The sequence below is a fragment of the Variovorax sp. J22P240 genome (assembly GCF_030316855.1).
Taxonomy (GTDB): domain Bacteria; phylum Pseudomonadota; class Gammaproteobacteria; order Burkholderiales; family Burkholderiaceae_C; genus Variovorax.
This window is the reverse complement of record NZ_JASZYR010000004.1, coordinates 411,197-433,746: the sequence shown is the minus strand read 5'-3', so window position 1 is coordinate 433,746 and position 22,550 is coordinate 411,197. Positions and strand designations below refer to the sequence as shown.

Below are 22,550 nucleotides of genomic sequence, written 5' to 3'. Positions count from 1 at the left end.
GTCCCATCGCGGGCTCGGAAGCGGTTGTATCACGGGGGGCCGCGTCAATCGGCGGTGCTGACCAGGTCACCGAAGCCTTGCCACTGCGTGCCGGTGAAGCGAGCCAATTGCCCCTGCTTGACGATGAAGAAGTCGGTCGGCGTCGTATTGAGCGACATGCCCGTCAACAGCAGCGGCAACTTCAGGTTCTTGATGTTGGCGGCCTGCTTCATCACGTTTTCGCGCGACAGGTCGTTGCCGGCCTGCTTCAGAATCTGGACCATGGTCTGCGCCGCCAGATAGGCATAGAGGTTGGACGCGTCCTTCGGATCACCCTCGCGGTAGTAGCGGCCCATGAAGGCGCGCCATTCCAGCATTGCGGGGTCGTCCTTCCATTGCGGATCGTTCGGATCCTTGTAGTACTGCATGGTGAGCAGGCCCGTCGATTTGTCGAGCCCGGCCGGCGTGAGCACGGAACCCACCGAGGCTGCGACGTTGTTGACGATGTGCAGCGGCTTCCAACCCGAGTCGAAGGCCTTGCGGATGGCCTGCGCCCCGAACTTGGGCGTGGTGATGTTGATGAAGGTGTCTGCGCCGGAGCCCTGCAGGGTGACGATTTGCGAATCGACGGTGGGATCCGTCACCTCGTACGTGGCCTCGGCAACGATCATCTTGGCGCCTTTCGCCCCCAGGCCGTCCTTGACGCCCTTGAGCACGTCCTTGCCGTAGTCGTCGTTCTGATAAAGGATCGCGATCTTCGCGTTGGGCTTTTCCTTCAGCAGGTACTTGGCGTACATGATTCCCTCGGCCTGGTAGCTCAGGTTGAAGCCGAGCGTCCAGGGGAAGTTCTTGGGGTCGGCCCATTTCGTCGCGCCGGTGGCGAGCAGCAGGTGTGGCACCTTCTTGGCGTTGACGTACTTGTGAATCGCCGAGTTGCTCGGCGTGCCCAGCGTCTGGAACAGCGCGAGCACTTCGTCCTGCTCGACCAGCTTGCGCACCTGCTCGACGGTCTTCGGCGGGCTGTACCCATCGTCCAGGCTGATCAGGGTGATCTTGCGGCCGTTGATGCCGCCGTTCTCGTTGATCATCTTGAAGTAGGCCTGCTGGAGCTTGCCGATCGTCCCGTAGGCCGAGGCCGGTCCGCTGTAGGGCATGGTCTGGCCGAGCTTGATTTCGGTGTCGGAGGCGCCGGGGCCGTATTTCTTCTGTGCGGTGGCTGGTGCGGCGACGACGGCCAAGGCGACCGCCGCTGCGCCGGCGAGCAAGGTTGCACGACGGTCTGGACTGAACTTCATGATGTGTCTCCTTCAATGTCATCGAACACAAATCGGACCGGCCTGCGGGCCGGGAACCGGACGAGAACACGAACTTCTCAGCGTCTGCGCCTTTGAAATCGACCGAAGAGGATGCGGATCAAACCGGCCACTCCGCCCGGCATGACATACATGAACACGATGAGGAACACGCCGTAGATCGCCCAAGGCGCGGCCTTCGAGATCTGGTCGGCGACATTCGGAATGAACTGGATGAACACAGCCCCGAAGATCGCGCCCTGGATCGACGCCAGCCCGCCGATCACTATGCCCACCACGAGCGTGATCGACAGGAAGATGTTGAATGAATCCGGTGCGACGAACTGGATCACGATCGCTCCCAAGGCTCCGGCGATGCCGGTGTACATCGCCGAGACGCCGAAAGTCAACGACTTGACCATGGCGGTGTTGACGCCCATCGCCTGTGCCGCGATCGGCTGGTCGCGGATGGCAACCATCGCCCGCCCCATGCGGCCGCGCAGCAGGTTCCAACCGATGACGAACAGCAACAGCAGGCAAGCCAGCACGACGAAATACAGCCATTGGTCCTGCGTCAACCCCGTCCACTCCGGGGCCTCGGGCTTCACGATGACGATGCCTTGCGCGCCGCCCGTCCAATGCTCGAGGTGCTTGTACTTGAGGATCTGCGGCATCGCCACGCCGAGGGCAAAGGTGGCCAGCGCCAGGTAGAGGCCTTCCAGGCGAAGCGCCGGCAAGCCGAACAGGAAGCCCGCCAGCAGGCACACCGCGCCGGCGACCGGCACGGTCAGCCAGTAGGGCACGCCGAACTTGTCCATGAGGATTGCCGCAACGTAGGCGCCGATCGCATAGAAGGCGCCGTGGCCGAGCGAGATCTGGCCGTTGTAGCCCGTCAGCATGTTCAGGCCCAGCAACGCGATGGCGTAGACCAGCGCGAGCGTGAACTGGAAGACCCGGTAGTTGCTGACCAGGAATGGGAGCGCACACGCGATGACGAGCAGGAGCAGCAGTCCCGCAAGCCGCGCCTTACCCGATGTGGCGCCGATCGGTTCGTTGGGTATGGCCATGGTTCAAACCCGCGTGATGTGGACCTTGCCGAACAAGCCGGACGGCCGGATCACGAGCACGCCGACGATCAGCACCAATGCGACCGTCAGCTTCAGCTCGGTGCCGAGGATGGCCCCGACCAGGTTCTCCAGCACGCCGACGATGAAGCCGCCGAGCACCGCGCCGCCCGGACTGTCGATGCCGCCGAGCAACGCCGCGGCAAAGGAATACAGCAGGATGCCGGCCATCATGTTCGGCTCGAGGAACACAGTGGGCGCGACCATGATGCCGGCGATCGATCCGATGGCCGCCGCCAGTCCCCAGCCGAGCGCCAGCATCCAGCCGACGCGGATGCCCACCAGCCGGCTCGATTCCGGGTTCTGCGCGGCCGCACGCATCGCCAGGCCCAGCGGCGTGAAGCGGAAGAACACGAAGACGAGCGCGAGCACCGTCAGCGTGATGCCGATGGAGCCCAGTTCGTGCGAGGACACGTACGAATTGCCAAACAGCGGGTCGGTGGGGAACGGGCTCGGGAAAGGCTTGATCGTGTACGAGAAGATCCACCCCGCCAGGCTGTTGAGGATCACCAGCAGGCCGATGAACACGATCACGACCGACAGGATGGGCGCGTTCTCCACCGGTTGCACGATGATTCTCTCGATCAGCACGCCGAGCACGAAGGCGACACCCACCGTGATGAAGAACGCCCCCCAGTACGGCACGCCGGCCTGGATGAGGCTCCACGCGATGTAGGTGGAGAACATCGCCATTTCGCCCTGCGCGAAATTCACCAGGTGCGTGGCCTGGTAGATCATCACCAGCGCCAGCGCCACGCTCGCATAGATGCCGCCCGTCGCAAGACCGGAGAGCACTTGATGGAGCAGGACGTTCATATGGAGGGGGCTAGTAGCCGAGGTACGAACGCCGCACCGCCTCATCGCTGCGGATGGCCTCGGCGGTGCCCGAGATCACGACGCGGCCGGTTTCCAGCAGGTAGGCCTGGTCGGCCAGGTTCAACGCCAGCGCCGCGTTCTGCTCCACCAGCAGCATGCTGACGCGGTCGCGCCGATTGATCTCGCGGAAGATCTCGAAAAGCTCCTGCACGATGCGCGGCGCGAGCCCGAAGGAAGGCTCGTCGAGCAAAAGCAGGCGCGGCCGCAGCATCAGCGCACGCGACACAGCCAGCATCTGCTGTTCGCCGCCCGACAAGGTTCCGGCTTGCTGGCGCCTGCGCTCCCTCAAACGCGGAAAGTAGTCGTAGACGCGCTCGAAGTCTGCGGCCACCTCCGACTTGTCGCGCCGCGTGTAGGCGCCCAGGCGCAGGTTCTCGTCGACGCTCAGGTTCACGAAGGTGCCGCGCCCGTCAGGCACGTGGGCCACACCCATGCGGACGATGCCTTCGGTCGAGCGTCCGTCGATGCGCGTCGCCGCGAAGACGATCTCGCCCTGCGTCTTCACCATGCCGCAGACAGCGCGCAGGGTCGTGGTCTTGCCCGCGCCGTTCGCTCCGAGGATGGTGGTGATGCCGCCCTCCTCCACGCCGAAGTCCATGCCGTGCAGGACCTTGCTCGGACCGTACTGCGCGTGCAGGCCGCGCACTTCGAGCAGCGCGGCCATCAGGCCTGGCCCCCCAGATAGGCGCGGATTACCTCGGCGTCGGCCTGCACCTCGGCCGGGGTTCCATCGGCAATGATGCGGCCGAAGTCCAGCGCAACCACCTTGTCCGACACCCGCATCACGAGGTTCATGTGGTGCTCGACGAGCAGCATCGTGAGCTTGAGCCGGTCACGCACCTGCCGCAGCAGCTCCATGAGATTGCCGACCTCCTCATGGTTGAGGCCGCCGGCGGGTTCGTCGAGCAGCAGCAGCTTCGGCTGGCTGGCCAGGGCACGCGCCAGTTCGACGCGCTTCTGGGTACCGAACGGCAGATCCATCACCCGGGTGTCGGCGACGCTGTGCAGATCCAGCAGATCGATGAGCTGGTCGGCATGTGCTCCCAGCGCCTGCTCTTCGCGCCGCACCCACGGCAAGCGCACAGCATTCGCGAAGAATCCGCTGCGCGTTCGGCAATGCCCGCCGAGCAGGATATTCTGTCGCACCGTCATGGTCCGGAACAGCGCCAGGTTCTGGAAAGTGCGCCCGATGCCGAGCGCCGCGATGCCATGGGCCGGCGTGGCGACCAGCGAACGGTCTTCGAAAAGAATGCGCCCCTCGCTGAATGCGTAGAGCCGGGAGAGGCAGTTGAAGAGCGTAGTCTTGCCCGCACCGTTGGGGCCGATCAGCCCGACGATGTGCCCGGTCGAGACCGAAAACGACACCTTGTCGAGGGCCGTGATCCCGCCGAAGCGCACGGTGACGCCATCGACACGGAGCAGTTCAGCACGGTTGGCAGGCGAGACGATGTTCGACTCCTTGCGCGGTGGGTCGGCGGCCGGTGTCGGACGATCTTGTCTGCCTGAAATGAAAGCTCGATGCCGACGGATACATCAAGATACCGAGCTTTGAAATATTTCGAAGCGGGCTTTACCCTTGCTGTCACATAGGTGACGGGTGGGCAAGAATTCCCCTCCCGACTCACTCGGTTGGCTGGAGATTCGGGCTCTCAGGATCGAACGGCCTCGGAAGGCTCGGTTCGTCGCTATCGGGCTTTTGCGGGTTCGGCTCGTTCTGACCCGGCACCGGCTCTGGTGGGGGCTCGTCCTTGCCGGGTATCGGCAGTTCGCGTTTGCGCACTGCGCGACCTCGGCGGAAGCTTCAACTCGCCTGTTCTGGCGAGGGATCCGATGTCTGCTGTTCCTGGGGAGGTGCCTCTTGCTGGCTTTGCGGGATCTCGTCCGATACGGCCAGCCCACGCTTGCCCAGATCCGCGCGCGAGGTGCCTCTCACGAGATGGCGCGGTATGTGATGGGTCTTCTTCAACTGGGCCAAGGCCTCGCTTCGAGCGGGCTCGGATGCTGGCAGGAACATGTGCAATGAACTCATCGTGATCGTCCCCATGAGCGCCAGGCTGTGAACGCCGCCGGCCTGTGTCGGCTGGGCCTATGCATCGACGTCCCAAGCGGCCCCTGGCGTGGCCGCCGCGCATTATCCCGCGGGCACGGTGCGACCGCGGACGCGGCCACTTCCTCAGTAGTGTTGCTGCGGCCATCGCTCCCCTCAGCATTTCTTGGCTACCAGATTCAGGCGCAGTCTTACAAGTGGCGCGCACGCACCGTAGGAGAAAGGCGTCCGATGTGTCTGTCGCGACCTGGCTGGGGTGCCGTATTCCTCATTGACTGGCCGCCTGCGAGTTCTACCCTTCAAGGGCTCCGCGTGCCGCTCCGCCAGGAGCGGGTTTCTCAACCGATCTCCAAAGGAGTCCAGCATGTATGCGACCACCGCGAATTCGGTATGGCCCGCCAAGTGGCCGGTGACGGTGCAAGCCGTTGCCTACGCGCAAGTGGGGGACTTCTTCAAGATGTTCGTTCAGCACCGAGAGTCCGACTTCGTTGCCTGTGAGTTCTGCCGAACGATGAACAGCCTCGATGCGGTTCGTTGCGCGACCTGTGGTGGATCGCTGACCCCGCCCAGCGACGAAGCGCCGTCGCCCGAACCAGTGAAGGCAGCCAGGACTTCGTCCTCCGACGCCCGTGCATTGCGCAGCGTTTTGACCATGGTGGTGATACCGCCGCTGCTCTTGTTCATCAGTTTCGCCGCATGGCACCAGTTGCAGTTCGAGAACCATGAGCCTCCCGCGACCTTGGCCAAGCCAGTCCCCGCGCCTGCTGCAGGCGCGGCGCTGAACCCCATCGCGGTGGTCTCTCCACAGCAAAAAATCGTGTCGGACCTATTGGCCAGCAAGAACATCACCATCGGGCACGAGCAAGCGGGGCGCGTCGCGTTGCCGGCCGTTCCGCCTGAAGTGCAGGCACAGGCGCCCGAACAAGAAAGCGGCGACCGCGCATCGAACGTTGGGGTGCCGGTGCCGCTCCCCCGCGCGGCGAAGTCGGCTCCGGGCCGCACCAAGGAGGCTGCGGTCGGATCGGCCCGTCACAGCCAGGACCTTCTGGCGGGGTGCAGCACCAAGGGCTTCCTGGCACGCGCCGTGTGCGTCAACAACCGCTGCGCGGAGCCCGGGGCCGCACGTCTCGGCCAATGCCGCGAAGCGGTGCGCCAGCGCCGCATCGATGAGGCGCGCCGCAATCCGATGTTGATGGGGTGAGCGGCGACGGGCCTGCGTGCACGCGCGAAAGGATCCGCCAAAGAAAAATGGCCTAGAGGTCGAAAACCTCTAGGCCATTTTGAAGAGTGGTGCGGCTGGCAGGAATTGAACCCACGACCCCTTGGTTCGTAGCCAAGTACTCTATCCAACTGAGCTACAGCCGCACAGCTTGCGAGTATAGCATGCATTTTGGACCTGCTTCCAGTCGTCCAATTTTCATGCACCTCGAACGGCGCGTGAAGGCTCAACGCTGCAACCGTCTCAGGGACGTGACGCCCCCACGCCTGGTGCCCTCCCCTGCGTTGATGACGCGCGACGTTTCGTCGATCCGGAACTGCCCAAAAATGCAACAGCGTGCAAGAATGCGACGCCGAATTACACAGCGGCCGCAGATTCAAGCCCCTCCAGGCGCAATCCTGCACGCAGACCCAAGGCTAATTCGATTCGGCGTCTACGAAAGGTGCGCCAAGTGGAATCTCTTGCCTCTCACACGGCAGTCACGTCATGACAGCGCCGATCCGCGTGGCCATCGTGGGTGGCGGATGCGCCGGCATCGCGACGGCGTGGCAGATCAGTGAATTCTTGGCGCTGACCAAGGCGCAGGCCGAGACCGATCGCAAAGCTGGCAAGGGCAACGGCGACTGCACCGACTTCAAGATCACTGTCTACGAACAGAGTTGGCGCCTCGGCGGCAAGGGCGCGTCGGGACGGGACGGCTCGGGCCGCATCCGGGAGCACGGCCTGCACATCTGGCTCGGCTTCTACGAAAACGCCTTCGCCATGATGCGCCACTGCTACGACGAGGTGCGCAAGGCCCCGTGGGGGCCGGTGTGCAACGACGATAAGGCCCGTCAGCCGCTGCCACACGAGTCCTTCGACGACGCCTTCTTTCCGGAGCCGCACATTGGAGTGGCGACCAAGAACCGCAGCGGGCAATGGGAGGCCTGGTCGGGCATGCTGCCGCCGATGAAGGGGCTGCCTGGCACCGAGCTCGACGATCGCACCAATCCCTTCACGCTGGCCGGCTACCTCGCGCGCTGCATCGGACTGAGCAAGGCGCTGATACACAGCGTGGTTGCGCCGCCTTCCGGCGTGTCACCCAAGGGCTCGCGTTCGACGCTCGACGAGTCGATCGAGCTCGACTTCGGCTTCGACGCGGTGCGTTCGCCCGGCGTGGTGATCGACCGCATGGCGAAGCTGCTGCGCGTTGGCACGCTGACCACGGCCGCGGGCGTGCTTCAAGGCGCAACCATCCTCGAGAACTGGCTGCGTGAGCGCGATCCCGCGCCGCAATTCACTTCGACGGTGCTGGCCTTCATCGAGGCACTGGCCGCGCAGACGCGACGGCAGCTCACCGATCTCGTCGGCATCGACGAGCCGCTTCGCCGCAAGACCGAGATCATCGATCTGATCATGACGATCGTCGTCGGGCTGTACCGCGACCGGGTGCTGTTCGACTCGCGCGGCCTTGACGCGATCAATCACATCGACTGCAAGGACTGGCTCATCAAGCACGGCGCGATGCGCAGCTCGGTCGAGTCGCCCTTCGTCACCGGCCTGTACGACCTCGCGTTCTGCTACCGCGAGGGCGATCGCAACAAGCCCGCGCTCGCGGCGGGACAAGCCTTGCGCGGCGCGTTGCGCATGTTCTTCACTTACCGGGGTGCGCTGTTCTGGCGCATGCGTTCGGGCATGGGAGACACGGTGTTCGCGCCGCTGTACCGGGTGCTCAAGGACCGGGGCGTGGACTTCAAGTTCATGCACCAGCTCGAAGACATCCGCTTCGTCGGCGAGCCCCTCAAGGGCGAGCCCGTGCACGTTGCCAGCATGCGCTTCGAAACCCCGGGCAGCGCGGCGGGCCTCGCCGGCTTCGAGCCTCTCGACGACGCCGGATGCTGGTACCACGAGCGGCCGGCGCAGTTCGCACAGGCGGACACGTCGTCCGTCACGCTGAACTACGACAAGGAATTCGACGTGGTCGTGTTCGCAATGGGCATCGACGACTTCCGTGTCATCTGCCAGCGCGACAAGGACGGCCTGTTCAAGAAACTGAAGCGCTGGAACGAGATGCAGAAGCACGTCAAGACCGTGGGCACGCAGGCAGCGCAGGTCTGGCTCGACACGAGCGTCGAGGACCTCGGCTGGCGTCGCGGCTCGGCGCTGGTGTCGGCGCTAGAGCATCCCTTCGAGTCGTGGGCCGACATGACGCACACCTTCGCCGCGGAACGCGCCTGGCGCCAGCAGATGGGCAAGGAGCCGGACGTCGACGCGACCCGATCGGTCTCCTATTTCGTCGGGCTGCTGAGCGATGCCGAGATCAAGGCAAAGAATTACAACGCCACGGAGATCGAGGCCATGGTGCGCGACAACCTTCAGGAGCTGCTCGTCAAGCGCGTCGAGCCGCTGTGGCCGGACGCGTTCATGAGGGATGACAAGGGCAATCTCGAGAGCACGCCCCTCGACCACCTCGTCGACGAGAAGGGCCAGCTTCTAGGTTCCGAGGGCCTTAAGGCGCAGCACGTGCAGGCCAACTTCCTTGGCTCCGACCGCTACACGCTCGCGCTGCCCGGGTCGCTCGAACATCGCATTTCGCCGCTCGACGCGTCGGTGATCAACATGACCATCGCCGGCGACTGGACGGAGTGCGGCTTCAACGAAGGCTGTATCGAGGCGGCCGTGATGTCGGGCATGCTCGCCTCGCACGCCATCTGCGGCTTTCCCGCGCTCGAGGACATCGTGGGGTACGACCATCCATGAAACAAGATGCCAACGGTCGCTGGGTCCGCGAAGAGCCCGAGGCGCTCGGGCCCAACCGCGCATTCGGCGGCTACTACCGCAGCGCCGATCGACAGGTCCGCGGCAAGCTCCTGCGCGGCGTTCCGCTGCAGACCACCGAGGACGCCGTGGTCGCCGCGGTGCAGATGGGCTATCGCGTCGTCGACTCGCAGATCGACCGCGGCATGCGCGTTGCGCGGCGCCTGCGCAGCGCGGCCGAGCGGCAGGGCAGCGGGGACCCGGGCCAGATGCTCGACTCGGCAGAGCGGCTGGCGAGCAAGGCGCTGCTCGCCGGGCTTCAATGGCTCGAGGATTCGGCCGCCGAGCCGGGCAGCCCGGTCAAGCGACTGCTCTCGGCCGAATACCGCATGGTCGGTTCCATCTTCGGCCTGAACAAGGACGACGAGAAGGCCAACGACGGCGAGCGCAAGCGCGGCAAGGCGGGCAAGGACTCTCCGCGTCCTCCCAAAGAGGACATCCAGCCGCCCGCCGCGGTGGCCTTCGCGGTGTCGGTGCTGCACGTGTCCGGCAGCGCAAAACGGGCGGTGACCGTCTGCAGCCTGAGCCTTGCCGACGGCGCACTGGCGGGCGAAGTCGAGCTGGCCTTCTACCACCTCAAGGACGCATCGACGAAGGTACTCACGGGCTGGCTTTCGGCGGTCGCCGCCGACAAGCTGCGGCTGCGGATCGAGACCGACAAGGAGCATCCGCCCGGCCGCTGGCGCGCCGCAGTCTGCCGTCAACCGGACAACGAGCAGGTCGGCGTGATCGAGATCGAGCTCTGAGGACACGGCGATGGGCTTCAACGACACGCGCAAGTTTGCCGACCCCGAAGCCGACGACCGGCTCGTCAACGAGATGTTCGCCCAGTACGGCGAGCTCACGCGCAAGCACCTGCGTGCCTACCTGCCCGAAACCGAGCCCGGCTCCTATCTGCACGAGCTGATCGCCGACTACCCGCAGCGCGGCGGCAAGATGCTGCGCCCGAGCCTGTGCATCGCCTCGGCCTGCGCCTTCGGGGCGACGGCCGACGACGCGGTCGCATCGGCCGTCGCCATCGAGTTGCTGCACAACGCGCTGCTGATCCACGACGACATCGAGGACGACAGCGACGAGCGCCGCGGCACGCCGACCTTGCATGCGCTGCACGGATTGCCACTGGCGCTCAACGCGGGCGACGCACTGGGCCTGCTGAGCCTGCGACCGCTGAAGGACAACGTGCGCCGCCTCGGCCTCACGCTCGCGATGCGCATCTTCGAGGAAACCGAGCGCATGGCGTGGGAGACCACCGAGGGGCAGGCGCTGGAGCTCGGCTGGCGTCGCGACAACCGCAGCGACGTCGACGACGAGGGCTATCTCACGATGGTGCTCAAGAAGACCTGCTGGCTGACCACGATCCATCCGTTGCGCATCGGCTGCCTGATCGGGACGCGCGGGCGTGCACCGCTCGACCCTCTCATCCGCCTCGGCTTCTTCTTCGGCGCCGCGTTCCAGATCCAGGACGATCTGCTCAACCTCGAGCCGGGCGCCGACTACGGCAAGGAGCTGGCGGGCGACCTGCTCGAAGGCAAGCGCACGCTGATGCTGATCCATGCGATGCGCAAGGCGACGGCCGCCGAGCGCGGTCGGCTGCAGCGCTTCCTGGCGCGGCCGCGGGCCCGCCGCACGCCGGCGGAGGTCGCGTGGGTGCGCGCGCTCTTCGACAAGACCGGCGCCATGGAGCATGCACGGCAGGTGGCGCGCGGCCTCGCGGGCGCCGCGCTGCACGAGTTCGAAGGGGCGTTCCACGGCAGGCCGGAAGGCCGCGACCTGCAGTTCGTTCGGGCGCTGATCACATGGGTGCTGCGGCGCCTGCATTGACTGACGACGTTTGTCTTGGAGGGACAGCCGATGGCCAATCGATTCCTGCTCTATGGGGCTACGGGCTATTCGGGCCGATTGATCGCGGCCGAGGCGGCGCGCCGCTGGGGCAACCGTACGAAGACCCATCGCCCCTGCGAGCTGGTGCTCGCCAGTCGCGACCGGCGCGCGCTGGCGGAACTGGCCGAAGACCTCCAGCTCGACTACCGCGCCTTCAGCCTCGACCATCGCGAGTCGGTGGTGCGCGCGCTCAATGGCTTCGACGTGCTCATCAACGCTGCCGGTCCTTTCGACCAGACGGCAGAGCGCCTCGCCAAGTCGGCGCTCGACGCTGGATGCCATTACGTCGACATCAACGGCGAGGTCGACGTCTACAAGCGCCTCGACGACCTGCACTACTTTGCGCAGAGCCGCGGGTTGGCGCTGGTGTGCGGCGCGGGCCATACCGCGACCTTGTCGGACCTCATGCTCGACACCGCGCTCCACGACCTTCAAGGCAACGGCCTGGCGGACGAACTCGGCATAGCGCGCATCGCGGTCGCGCGCATGAAGTACCTCTCGCGCGGCAGTGCCCGCACCATGATGCGCATGGTGCGGGAGCAGGTCACCGTCGCGCGGGGCGTACCGGACAGCAAGAGTCCGCGGCTCGTGCTGTCGCATGCGCCGGTCGGCAAACTCGAACGCAGTTTTGATTTCGGCGGCGGCGAGCCGAAGCACGGCAGCGGGTTGCGCATCGCCTCGGCCGCGAACCTCATCGACACGCTCACGGCGCGCCATACGGCTGAACGCCGCAAAGTCAGGCTCGAACGCATCGAGTCGTACATCGAGATGCCGACCACGATGCGCCTCGCCTACCACGCGGCGGCGGTCGGGGCCGTCGGCTACCAGCTGCCGATCCTGCGCGAACTCACGCGCTGGCAGATCGACATGCTGCCAGAGGGCCCCGACGCGAAGGAGCGCGCGGACAATTCGCATCGCGTCGTGCTGCAGATCGAAGACCGCTACCGCCAACTCGTCGTCGACTGGTGCATCGTCACCGGCGACCCCTACGAGCTGACGGCGCGGCTCGCCCTCGCCGTCGCGCGCAAGGTCGCCGAGGCCGAGTCGCCCGGTGGATGGCTGACCCCCGCCGATGTGCTTGGCCTGTGGCAACCGCTCATCGACCAGGGACTGGACAGTCCGCTGATGGGCTGCCGAACCGAGCGCCGGTCGAAGGCCGTCGCTCACACCTAGCCAAGCGAGGGCGCCATGTCACATTCGTTCTGGATTGCCACGATGCCGTTGGACCCCGCGAGCCTGCAGGGTCAGGCGCGCTCGGCCGACCTCGCGTTGCGCGCTGCCATCGATGCCGGCAGGGCCGGGGCGCTGGCGGTCGAGATCATTCGCGATGATCAGGCGCAGGGGCGGCTGGCGCTCCTGTTGTCCGTCGCCGACGATCTGGCTTCGCCGACCCAGTTCACGTGCTGGCTCGCCTACTCGAACGACCCGGGCTGGTGCAACCGCTTCTGCGCGTTCGGCATTCCGATGCTGGAGGCTCACATCGAGTTGAGCGGCGGGCATCTGAAAGTGCATGCCGCTGTCTATCCGACGCGCGTCGGCTTGAACCCGGTGGTCTTGTCCGATCAACCGCTCATCGAGATCCAGGGCGTCGATCCGGGCCCCTATGGCAAATCCGACCCGGAGAGTTCACCGAAGCCTTGGTACGCGCAGTTCCTGAGCGCGCCCGATGTTGCGCAGCAGACGCGCGACGTGCTGACGCGGCCGGCGCCCTGGGAGGTGCAGCGCAGCGACCTTCGGTCGCCGGCCAGGAACGAGGCGGCCATCAAGGTCCAGGCCGCCGCCTATCCCGATCTCGCCGCGATCATCGAGGCGCAAGGTGCGACGCCTGCGTTGGCGGCGCTCTCGGCGGGCAGACTGGTCGACTCGGCCCAGTCGATTCTTCGCGACAGCGAGGTGCCGCAGCCCTCCCACGGTGTCGAGCCGCCGTCGAAGAGCGTTCCCCCCCAGCGCCAGACGTCCGACAGCGTGTTCGGCCGGCCAAGATTTCGCTTCGAGGAAGTCGAGATCGTCGGCTTTCGACTGGAACTGCCCGAGCGGACACTGCCCAAGCTCCAGGCGCTCGCCGACGCCCTGAACTTCCATCGGAAGCTGAGCGGCATCTGCACTGACTTCAGCTATCGCGTTTCGACACCGACCGTCGTGATCGAGTTGCTGCGCTACGGCAGGATGCGGTCGCTCGAGCCGCTGGCGCCGCTGCAGAGCGATGACTCCATGGCGCAGCACGAACTCATCGTGAGGCTGCTGGTGGGCAAGGTCGACGACGACGGCTCGCAGGCGCGCGACGCAGCGCAGTATGTGCCCGCGATCTTCGTCGACAACCCGTGGTCGAAATACGTCGGCCGCGAGATGCAGGGCTTCAAGAAGGAGATCGCTGAGTTCTGCATCGACGAACGGCCGACGCCGGACGATCAGCATGACTTCCACCCCGTCGGCAGGGACGGCAAGCGGCCGGGCGAGGAAAAGGCCGAGCCGCTGACCAGTATCGTCCGTGTGCGCGTGCCGCCGAGCTTCGAACATGTAGACGATTCGCAGCCCAAGGCGCTCCTCGACATCCAGTACCCCGCGGGTGGCATCGACGACGACCGCTTCGATCGCGTCGATATCGACGCCATCCTGAACAGTTCGGTATTCACCAGTTCGCGCTGGCGGCAGGTCGACTTCAGCGATGTCGACTTTCGCCGGTCGTTCGCGCGCCAGGCTATGAAAGAGGGCTTCAATCGCTACCGCAGCGTGCAGGTCACGCCGGTCGACGGCCGCGACCTGCCGAAGACGTGGATCAACGGCGGCTTTACGCTGAAGGACGTCCAGGCACAGTTTCCGATTGGCGTCGCTGTCCTCAAGCTCGGAGCCAAAGGTGTGGACGAGGATGAAGGGGACGAAGGTGTGGACGACGACGAAGCTGTGGACGGGGACGAAGGCGTGGACAAGGACGACGGCTGGTTTCGATTGTGCAAGCTCCTGAAGAGCGAAAACATGCTCGAGATCAGCCTGCCGACCGGTGACTGGTACCGCCTCAAGTGCTCGATGGACCTGAGCATCCAGAACGGACTGGACTGGTGAGGCCTCAGCGCGCCAGGGCAGTCGTCGTCGATTCGATCGCGTCGAGGCAGCGGCTCGCGCCGAGCAGCGCCGTGCTGGCCCAACCCTGGTCGATCGGGCAAGGCGCCCGCGCTTCGAGCACATGCCATGCGGCCAGGTCGCGGTGCGGGTCGTCGGAACTCAAGCCACGGCGTCGCAGCAGCGTGAGCACCGCGCGCAGCGCGAGCGTGGCCGCGCCCTGCTGTACGGCGACGCGACGGGCCTCGGCGAGGAGCAGCTCTGCGCGCGCGTCAGAGCTTTCGAGCTCGGCCGCCAATATCAACAGTTCGGCTTCGAGGTAGACCTCGCCGGTCGAGCGCACGCTTCGCAGGCCTTCGGCGAGCGCGGCCTGCGCGCCGGCGGCATCGCCAATCTGTCGCAGGCCGAGCGCGAGGCCCCACAGGAAGAAGGGCACGGCTGCCTGGGCACCGGCCGCGAGGTACGCGCCCATGGCCTGGCGCAGGCCGCTCACGGCTTCGGGCGACGGGCCGAGCGCCGCCGCGGCGATCGACTGCTGCATCAGACCGCACACCAGCCAGGTGCCAAAGCCGTGGCGAGTGCCGAGCTCGACGCTCACGGCGGCGTGCTGCATCGCCTCGGCGTGGCGGCGCTGCACGTTCAACTGCTGCGCGATGAAGCAGTTCGCGTAGGCCTTGTCGAAGGGGCGGCCGAGGCGTTCGACGTGCTCGATCGCCAGCGCCACGCTACGGTCGGCACCAGCGCCGTCGCCGCGCAGCCAGCACACCATGCCCAGGATCGACAGCGCCGCGGTGCCCGCATCCTGCACCGACGGGTAGCGGAAGCGTTCGCCCTGGTGCAGGCGATAGAGCGACGCGCACTGCTCCAGCGCCTGCTGCGCCACTTCGAGCTGGCCGCGGTACATGTCGGTGTAGCCGCGCACGGTGAGCGCCTCGATCATGAATTCGGGGCGTGCCGAGCGGTCGGCCGTCTCGACGCAAAGCGAGGACATCTCGTCCGCGATGTTCTGCTCGTTGCGCACGAAGTAGAAGGTCGCGAGCCCGCGCACGACCGGAAAGGTGATGGCCGGGTCGGTGTCGTCGCGGCACAGCTCGCGCGCCGCGCGGTAGGTGGCCTCGACCTCGGGCGAAGCGTAGCCCTGTGTCGCGGCAATCGCCACGCCGAGCTGTACCCGGAGCTGGAGTTCGTACTGCGTGCGCACGCGCGGATCCGTGAGCTTGTCGAGCAGCGCGAGCGCGCTGCGGCTGTGGCTCGCGGATTCGAGGTAGGCCGCGCGTTCCGACGCCTGCACGCCCGCGGTGATCAGGCAGCCGATCGCTTCCTCGAAGCGCAGCGCCGCGGCCAGATGCTGCGCGACGACGTCGGGCGCAGACTCGGGCAGGCCGTCGAAATGCTGAACCAGCAGTTGCGCCACGTGCGCGTGCAGCCGCTGGCGTTCGGTGCGCAGCAACGTCTGGTAGACCGCGTCATGGATCAGCGCATGGCTGAAGCGCATCGGGCCGCTGCGCACGTCGAAGTTCTGCACTAGCAGGCCCGCATCGACCAGCCGCGCGATGGCGTCGGGCAATTCGCGGCGGCGCTCGGGCACCAGTTCACTGAGCAGCGGCAGCGCAAAGTCGCGGCCGATCACGGACGCGGCCTGGATGATCGACTTGATATCGCTCCAGCGATCGAGGCGGGCTTCGATGCTCGCCTGGATGATCGGCGGCACGGCGTGGTCGCGGTTCGCACCGGCGCTCGCGCGCTCCGTGCGCGTGGCTGCATCGAACTCGCCCTGACACAGCTCCTCGAGATAAAGCGGAACGCCCTCCGCACGCGCGATGATGCGTTCGATCATCGGCGCGGGCAGCGCATCGGCCCGCGTCAACGAGCGGATCATCGCGGCGGCGGTCTCGTCGTCGAGTGCGCCGAGCGCAACACTGTTCGAGTTCGGCAATTCGATCGCGACGGTGCCGCGCAAGGTCGCGACCAGCAGCGCCGGCAAGTCGACGAGGCGCTCACACAGGCGCTGGATGACCAGCAGCGTCGACGCATCGGCCCAATGGACGTCTTCGCACAGCATGAAAAGAGGGGCGTCGCCGGCCATCGACGCCAGCAGATCGACCAACAGCGTGATCGTGCGTTCGCGCACGCGTTCGGCGCTTTCCTCGGAGGCGTCCTCGTCGACCGCGGCGAGCCCGAAGATCGGGCTCAGGTAGCGCAGCGCGTTCGGGATGAGCGCGTCGTCGAGTTGTTTCCTTTGCAGCAACTCGCTGGCGCGGCGCAGCCGTTCGGCATCGGTGTCCTGCGGCCGTATGCCTGCGAGCCGGCGCATCAGCACGCTGACCGGATAGAGCGGCGTATTCTGCGTGCGCGGCGTGCAGTCGATTTCCACCAGCGTGGCGCTGTCGCGTTGCGCGCGGCGGCGCACGGTCCGGGCCAGCCGCGACTTGCCGATGCCGGCGTTGCCGCTGATGACGACGGCGCCGCCGTGGCGCTCGCGGGCGCGGTTCCACGCGTCGGCCAGCAGGGCCAGCGGCGCTTCGCGTCCGACCAGTTCATGCGACGAGCCCGAGCCGCGGCGTGCCTCGAAGGTTGATGCGATCTGTGTCTCGGCCACGGCGAGCCAGGCGCGCTCGCCACCATCGAAGCCCTTGAGGTCGAGCCTGCCGAGGTCACGGCACTCGAAGAAGCGGCCGACGGCGCGGCGCGTGCTGTCGGCGATGACGACGCCGTTTTGCGGCGCCGTCGCCGCGAGGCGTGCGGCCAGGTGCGGCACCGAGCCGACCACCGATTGTTCCTTGACCACGGCCTCGTCGATGAGGTCGCCGAAGACCACCGTGCCCGACGCGATGCCCACGCGCAACGCGAGCGAGATGCCAGGCAGCGCCTCCCCCGTGCTGATGGCGCTGACCAGCGCGAGACCCGCGCGCACCGCCGATTCGGTGGCATCCTCACTGGCCTCGGGCAGCCCGAAGGACAGGAAGGCGCCGTCGCCCACGAAGCGGATCAGATGGCCGTCGTGGTGGCGCGCCACCAGGTCGACCTGCTCGCGAAACCAGCGGAATACACGCCGCAGGTCTTCGAGATCGATACGATTGGCGAGCGCGGTCGAATGGACAAGGTCGCAGAAGACGAAAGTCCCGTAGCGGAGTTCGACCGTGGATTCCGACGCCGCATCCGCGGCACCGCCTCGAAGCCGGCGTCCGCAGCAGTCGCAGAAGCTCGCGTCATCGCGATTAGTGCGCTGGCATTGTCGGCATTGGAGCGGCATGGCGCATACGGAGAATTGTCAGTAAGAGTTTCTCCTTACATCCTCGCTCAAGTTGCGCGCCCTGTCGAGGGGCGCACCGGGCTGCGCTGCCGTGCCGGCTTCCAGAATAGGCGCGTCGTCGCGGATTGACGACGAAATCACTGTGGTAGGCCGTGTTGGACTTGAACCAACGACCAAAGGATTCAGGTTTGTATAGGTTTCCCTATTCCCTGGACTATCTCACCACCCTCGCCCGGATTTCTCCGTTCGTTCGGGTGCCGGGCGCTCGAGGAATGCTTATCGGACTGGCTCCTCGCACTCTAGTCTCTGCACCTTCTCACTTACCGATCTCGCGATCTGCCTTCAGTGAGCTTGGCTCAGGATTGCCGGGTCAACAACTGACTGACGGTTTCCCTGAATTCACCCGGTTTTTCCACCATCGTTTTCACGGTGGGGTCACCATTTCGATGAGTCCTCTGCTCTAACCAACTGAGCTAACGGCCCACTGCGACGCATTCTATAGCGCGCACGCGAGCGCCGACGAGGCCCCTACTTGCGGTGACTCAACGCGTTGGTGACCAGTTTCGACGTGATGTCGACGATCTGGATCATTCGCTCGTACGGCATGCGCGTGGGGCCGATGACGCCAAGCGTTCCGACCACCTGTCCGTCGACCTCGTAGTTCGCGCTCACGATCGACAGGTCATCGAAAGGCACTACCTGGCTCTCGCCGCCGATGAAGATGCGCACGCCCTCCGCCTGGCTCGATACATCTAGCAGGCGCATCAGCTGCGCCTTTTGCTCGAACAGCTCGAACGCGCGTCGCAGATGGCTCATGTCGCTGGAAAAATCGGTCACGGCCAGCAGGTTGCGCTCGCCGGCGATCACGACTTCGTCCTGCGCCTCGGTGAGTACTTCGGAACTCACCTGCACTGCCGCCTGCATCAGCGCCGCGATCTCGCCGCGCAATTGCTCGACCTCCGACTGGAGGCGGTCCCGCACCTGCTCGATCGACAGGCCGGCGTAATGGGAATTGATGTAGTTCGACGCCTCGACCAGCTGCGACTGCGAATAGTCGGCTTCCGGAAAAATGACCCTGTTTTGCACATCGCCGTCGGGCGACACGATGATCACGAGCAGACGGCGATCGGACAGCCGCAGGAATTCGATCTGGCGGAACACCGATGCGCGCCGCGGCGCCATCACGACGCCCACGAACTGCGACAGGTTCGACAGCAGGTTTGCGGCGTTCGCGATCACTTTCTGCGGCTGATCGGGCGCGAGGCTTGGCGTGGAGAACTGCTCGCGCTGCGCGGTCAGCATGGTGTCGACGAAAAGCCGATAGCCGCGCGCCGTCGGAATACGTCCTGCCGACGTGTGCGGGCTGGCGATGAGGCCGAGGCCTTCGAGGTCGGACATCACGTTGCGGATCGTCGCAGGGGAGAGATCCAGGCCCGATGCACGCGACAAGGTGCGCGAGCCCACAGGTTGCCCTTCGGCGATATAGCGCTCGACGAGAGTCTTTAGCAGCAACTTGGCGCGGTCGTCCAGCATCGGGCAATTTTAATGTTGTAATTTGTAGATGGCCCCTCGCTTTCGGCACGTCGCCCTCATAGGTAAATACCAGGCTTCCGGTGCCCGGGCGCAATGTGGTGCGCAGGACAACGTCATGGAAGGCATCGGCGCCTTTCTCGAAGCGCAAGGCTGCACGGTGTTTGTCGAGCGGTCGCAGAGTGACAAAGTCGAGGTCGGGCCCTACAAGGCACTGACAGTCGAGGAAATCGGGGAGGAATGCGATCTCGGCCTCGTGGTCGGAGGCGACGGCACCATGCTCGGCATCGGGCGGCAGCTCGCCCCCTACGGCGTTCCGCTGATCGGCATCAACAGGGGCCGGCTCGGCTTCATCACCGACATTTCGTTGGACAACTACCAGGCAACGCTGGTCCCGATGCTGGCAGGCGAATACGAAGAAGACCACCGCGGCCTGATGCAGGCACAGGTGATTCGCGACGGCGTGTCGGTCTTCGACGCGCTCGCGATGAACGACGTGGTCGTCAACCGCGGCGCCACCTCGGGGATGGTCGAGTTGCGGGTCACGGTCGGCCGCCATTTCGTGGCCAACCAGCGCGCCGACGGGATGATCATCGCGTCGCCCACCGGGTCGACGGCGTACGCGCTCTCGGCCGGTGGCCCGCTGATGCATCCCGCGGTACCGGGATGGGTGCTGGTGCCGATTGCACCGCACACGCTTTCCAACCGCCCCATCCTGTTGCCGGACGAGGACGAAGTCTCGATCGAGCTGGTGGGCGGGCGCGACGCCAGCGCGAATTTCGACATGCAGTCCTTGGCATCCTTGGCGATCGGCGACCGGGTCGTGGTGCGCCGCTCTGAATACCGGGTCCGTTTCCTGCACCCCAAGGGCTGGAGCTATTTCGATACCCTGCGCAAGAAACTGCACTGGAACGAAGGAGGTTCCTGAAATGGCATTGCGCCGCATCGCCTTGCTCGATTTCGTGATCGTGCGAGCACTCGAGCTCGATCTCTCGACGGGTTTCACCGTCCTCACCGGCGAGACCGGAGCCGGCAAATCCATCCTGATCGACGCACTGCAACTGGCGCTGGGCAATCGCGCCGATGCCGGCTCGGTGCGCGAGGGCGCCGAGCGGCTGGACGTGAGCGCGGAATTCGACGCCGACCCGACATTGACCGGTTGGCTCGACGAAGGCGGCTTCGAAGCGGGCGACGCCCTGCTCCTGCGCCGAACCGTCGACCTCCAGGGGCGCAGCCGCGGCTGGATCAATGGCAGCCCCGCCACGGCGACACAACTGCGCGAGCTCGGCGACCGCCTGCTCGACATCCACGGCCAGCACGCATGGCAGAGCCTCACACGGCCCGAAGCCGTGCGTGGCCTGCTCGATGCCTACGCCGGCGTGAGCACCACGGCACTCGACAGCGCATGGCAGGCCTGGCGACAAGCGATCTCGACGCTGGAAACCGCCCGCTCCGCGCAAGATTCGCTGCAACGAGAGCGCGAACGCCTTCAATGGCAAGTCGCCGAGGTGATGAAGCTGGCGCCCGGGGAGGACGAGTGGGAAGAACTGTCGTCCAGCCACACCCGCATCTCCAACGCCCAGGCGCTCATCGACGCAGCCGAAGGCGCGTGCAGTGCGCTCGAAGATGACGACAGCGGCGCGCTGGCCGCACTGAGTCGAGCCGTCACGGTGCTGCAGAACTGCGAGCACATCGAGCCTGAGTTCAAGGCGCTCGGGGAGGTGTTGGCCTCCAGCGTGGCCCAGGCCTCCGATGCTGCGCACTCTCTGCACAGCTACCTCCGCCAGGCCGACACCGACCCGGAAAAGCTCGCCGAACTCGACGAACGCATGGGCCTCTGGATGTCCCTGGCCCGCAGGTACCGGCGCCCGCCTGCAGAGCTCCCGGCGCTGCTGTCCGGCTGGCAGACGGAGTTGCAGGCGCTGGATGCCCAGAGCGACCTCGACGCACTGGAGCGCGCGGAACAAGCGACGCAGCAGGCCTACATGAAAGAAGCCAAGGCACTCGGCAAGTCACGCAAGCAGGCCGCGCCACGACTCGCCCAGGCAGTGACCCAGGCCATGCAGGAACTCGGCATGAAGGGCGGTCGTTTCGAAGTCGAGCTGCAGCCGCTGGCCCAACCGAGCCGCTCCGGGCTCGAAGACATCGCCTTCCTGGTCGCCGGACACGCGGGGAGCACGCCGCGTTCGATCGGCAAGGTGGCGTCCGGCGGCGAGTTGTCGCGCATCGCGCTCGCCATCGCGGTCACCACCAGCGAGCTCGGTGCGGCGCAGACCCTGATCTTCGACGAAGTCGATGCGGGCGTTGGCGGCGCAGTGGCAGAAACCGTGGGGCGGCTCATGAAGCAACTCGGCCGCGACCGGCAGGTCTTGGCCGTTACCCACCTGCCTCAAGTGGCCGCCTGCGCGGATCATCACCTCGTGGTCGCCAAGCGGCAGACCAGCGTCAAGGGCAAGGAAGGGCCTCGCACGGAAAGCGGCGTGTCGGTGCTGGAAGGCGAAGACCGGGCCCAGGAGATCGCGCGCATGCTGGGCGGCGAACGCGTCTCCGCCACCTCGTTGGCGCACGCGCGCGAGATGCTGGGCAGCAGGACACCGGAGACATCGCCATGAGTCTGGAGCTGGTGCTGATCACCGGCATGTCGGGCTCCGGAAAGTCCGTGGCCCTTCACGCACTGGAAGACGCTGGCTACTACTGCGTGGACAACCTGCCTCCAGAACTGCTGGCACCCTTCATTGCCCTGCAACAGCAGCAGCAAGCCAAACGCGTGGCGATTGCGATGGACGTGCGAAGCGGCGTTTCCTTGCCGCTCGTTCCGCAGCAGCTCGAAGGGCTGCGGCGCGAAGGCGTTTCGTTGCGCTCGCTGTTCCTCGATTCGACCACCGATGCGCTGGTCCGCCGCTTCTCGGAAACGCGCCGTCGCCATCCCCTCTCGCGGCAAGAAGGCCGTACCGACGCACCTGAGCAGCAACGCGTGCTGGTCCAGGCCATCGAACTCGAACGCGAGTTGCTCGCCGACCTGCGCGATGGCGCGGATGTCATCGACACCAGCATCATCCGTCCGGCGCAGTTGCAGAGCTACGTCAAGGCACTGATCTCGGCGCCGGACAGCACCCTCACGCTGGTCTTCGAATCCTTCGCATTCAAGCGCGGCGTGCCGCTCGACGCCGACTATGTGTTCGACGTGCGGATGCTGCCCAATCCGCACTACGTCCCCGCGTTGCGCCCCCTCACCGGCCGTGACGCCCCGGTGATCGATTGGCTTCGCGAGCATGACGACGTCGCCCGCATGTATGCCGACATCGAACAGTTTCTCGGACGATGGCTCGATGCGCTGGCGCGGGACCACCGCAGCTACGTGACCGTGGCCATCGGCTGCACCGGCGGCCAGCACCGCTCGGTATTCCTGGTGGAGCAACTGGCCCGCGGGTTCGGCGCGAAGTGGGCGGCCCTCCAGCGCCATCGCGAACTCGACGGGGCTTGAGGGCCCGCTCGG

Annotated in this window: 17 protein-coding genes and 1 tRNA gene; 10 read left to right on the top strand and 8 right to left on the bottom strand. The window is 65.9% G+C overall.

Going from position 1 to position 22,550, the window contains the following annotated elements:
* Positions 1 to 44: 44 nt before the first annotated feature.
* From QTI24_RS14635 to QTI24_RS14615, 5 genes are all read right to left on the bottom strand, one after another.
* Positions 45 to 1,274, bottom strand: coding sequence for an ABC transporter substrate-binding protein (locus tag QTI24_RS14635; protein ID WP_286601357.1), 1,230 nt, complete (start codon positions 1,272 to 1,274; stop codon positions 45 to 47).
* 77 nt (positions 1,275 to 1,351) lie between these two features.
* On the bottom strand, positions 1,352 to 2,338 hold the full coding sequence (locus QTI24_RS14630; protein ID WP_286601356.1) for a branched-chain amino acid ABC transporter permease: 987 nt from the start codon (positions 2,336 to 2,338) through the stop codon (positions 1,352 to 1,354).
* Between the two features lie 3 nt (positions 2,339 to 2,341).
* Complete coding sequence (locus QTI24_RS14625; RefSeq protein WP_286601355.1) at positions 2,342 to 3,211, bottom strand: branched-chain amino acid ABC transporter permease; 870 nt, start codon at positions 3,209 to 3,211, stop codon at positions 2,342 to 2,344.
* A gap of 10 nt (positions 3,212 to 3,221) precedes the next feature.
* Positions 3,222 to 3,935: an ABC transporter ATP-binding protein gene (locus QTI24_RS14620; RefSeq protein WP_286601351.1), complete on the bottom strand. Its 714-nt coding sequence runs from the start codon at positions 3,933 to 3,935 to the stop codon at positions 3,222 to 3,224.
* Positions 3,935 to 4,669, bottom strand: a complete 735-nt coding sequence (locus QTI24_RS14615) for an ABC transporter ATP-binding protein (RefSeq protein ID WP_286601349.1) — start codon at positions 4,667 to 4,669, stop codon at positions 3,935 to 3,937. Before QTI24_RS14615 ends, QTI24_RS14620 begins: the two co-directional genes overlap by 1 nt.
* A 1,013-nt stretch (positions 4,670 to 5,682) precedes the next feature.
* Here QTI24_RS14615 and QTI24_RS14610 point away from each other — a divergent pair.
* The gene (locus QTI24_RS14610; protein ID WP_286601347.1) at positions 5,683 to 6,519 is read left to right on the top strand and encodes a hypothetical protein; all 837 of its coding nucleotides are present in this window, start codon (positions 5,683 to 5,685) and stop codon (positions 6,517 to 6,519) included.
* A gap of 87 nt (positions 6,520 to 6,606) precedes the next feature.
* Here QTI24_RS14610 and QTI24_RS14605 read toward each other — a convergent pair.
* Positions 6,607 to 6,683, bottom strand: a tRNA-Arg gene (locus tag QTI24_RS14605).
* Between the two features lie 340 nt (positions 6,684 to 7,023).
* On the opposite strand from QTI24_RS14605, the gene QTI24_RS14600 reads away from it, so the two are divergent.
* From QTI24_RS14600 to QTI24_RS14580, 5 genes are read left to right on the top strand one after another with little or no spacing between them, the layout of a single operon-like run.
* Positions 7,024 to 9,276, top strand: a complete 2,253-nt coding sequence (locus QTI24_RS14600) for an NAD(P)-binding protein (RefSeq protein ID WP_286601345.1) — start codon at positions 7,024 to 7,026, stop codon at positions 9,274 to 9,276.
* Positions 9,273 to 10,079: a hypothetical protein gene (locus QTI24_RS14595; protein ID WP_286601343.1), complete on the top strand. Its 807-nt coding sequence runs from the start codon at positions 9,273 to 9,275 to the stop codon at positions 10,077 to 10,079. Before QTI24_RS14600 ends, QTI24_RS14595 begins: the two co-directional genes overlap by 4 nt.
* Positions 10,080 to 10,089: 10 nt before the next feature.
* The gene (locus tag QTI24_RS14590) at positions 10,090 to 11,154 is read left to right on the top strand and encodes a polyprenyl synthetase family protein (protein ID WP_286601342.1); all 1,065 of its coding nucleotides are present in this window, start codon (positions 10,090 to 10,092) and stop codon (positions 11,152 to 11,154) included.
* 30 nt (positions 11,155 to 11,184) lie between these two features.
* Positions 11,185 to 12,387 carry a saccharopine dehydrogenase NADP-binding domain-containing protein gene (locus QTI24_RS14585; RefSeq protein WP_286601341.1) on the top strand — a complete coding sequence of 401 codons (1,203 nt, stop codon included), beginning with the start codon at positions 11,185 to 11,187 and terminating at the stop codon, positions 12,385 to 12,387.
* Positions 12,388 to 12,402: 15 nt separating this feature from the next.
* Entirely contained in the window at positions 12,403 to 14,274 is a 1,872-nt protein-coding gene (locus QTI24_RS14580) for a hypothetical protein (protein WP_286601340.1), read from the top strand.
* Between the two features lie 4 nt (positions 14,275 to 14,278).
* On the opposite strand, the gene QTI24_RS14575 is transcribed toward QTI24_RS14580, so the two are convergent.
* Positions 14,279 to 17,344: an ATP-binding protein gene (locus tag QTI24_RS14575; protein ID WP_286601417.1), complete on the bottom strand. Its 3,066-nt coding sequence runs from the start codon at positions 17,342 to 17,344 to the stop codon at positions 14,279 to 14,281.
* On the opposite strand from QTI24_RS14575, the gene QTI24_RS14570 reads away from it, so the two are divergent.
* Positions 17,264 to 17,653: a hypothetical protein gene (locus QTI24_RS14570; protein WP_286601420.1), complete on the top strand. Its 390-nt coding sequence runs from the start codon at positions 17,264 to 17,266 to the stop codon at positions 17,651 to 17,653. The two genes, QTI24_RS14575 and QTI24_RS14570, sit on opposite strands and share 81 nt — an antisense overlap.
* 399 nt (positions 17,654 to 18,052) lie before the next feature.
* On the opposite strand, the gene hrcA is transcribed toward QTI24_RS14570, so the two are convergent.
* Entirely contained in the window at positions 18,053 to 19,057 is a 1,005-nt protein-coding gene (hrcA, locus tag QTI24_RS14565; protein WP_286601339.1) for a heat-inducible transcriptional repressor HrcA, read from the bottom strand.
* 28 nt (positions 19,058 to 19,085) lie between these two features.
* Between hrcA and QTI24_RS14560 the strand changes: the two genes are divergently transcribed.
* From QTI24_RS14560 to rapZ, 3 genes are read left to right on the top strand one after another with little or no spacing between them, the layout of a single operon-like run.
* Positions 19,086 to 19,982 (top strand): NAD kinase, encoded by an 897-nt coding sequence (locus QTI24_RS14560; protein WP_286601337.1) that lies wholly within the window; start codon positions 19,086 to 19,088, stop codon positions 19,980 to 19,982.
* 1 nt (position 19,983) lies between these two features.
* The gene (recN, locus tag QTI24_RS14555; protein ID WP_286601335.1) at positions 19,984 to 21,666 is read left to right on the top strand and encodes a DNA repair protein RecN; all 1,683 of its coding nucleotides are present in this window, start codon (positions 19,984 to 19,986) and stop codon (positions 21,664 to 21,666) included.
* Positions 21,663 to 22,538: an RNase adapter RapZ gene (gene rapZ, locus QTI24_RS14550; RefSeq protein WP_286601333.1), complete on the top strand. Its 876-nt coding sequence runs from the start codon at positions 21,663 to 21,665 to the stop codon at positions 22,536 to 22,538. Before recN ends, rapZ begins: the two co-directional genes overlap by 4 nt.
* Positions 22,539 to 22,550 lie beyond the last annotated feature (12 nt).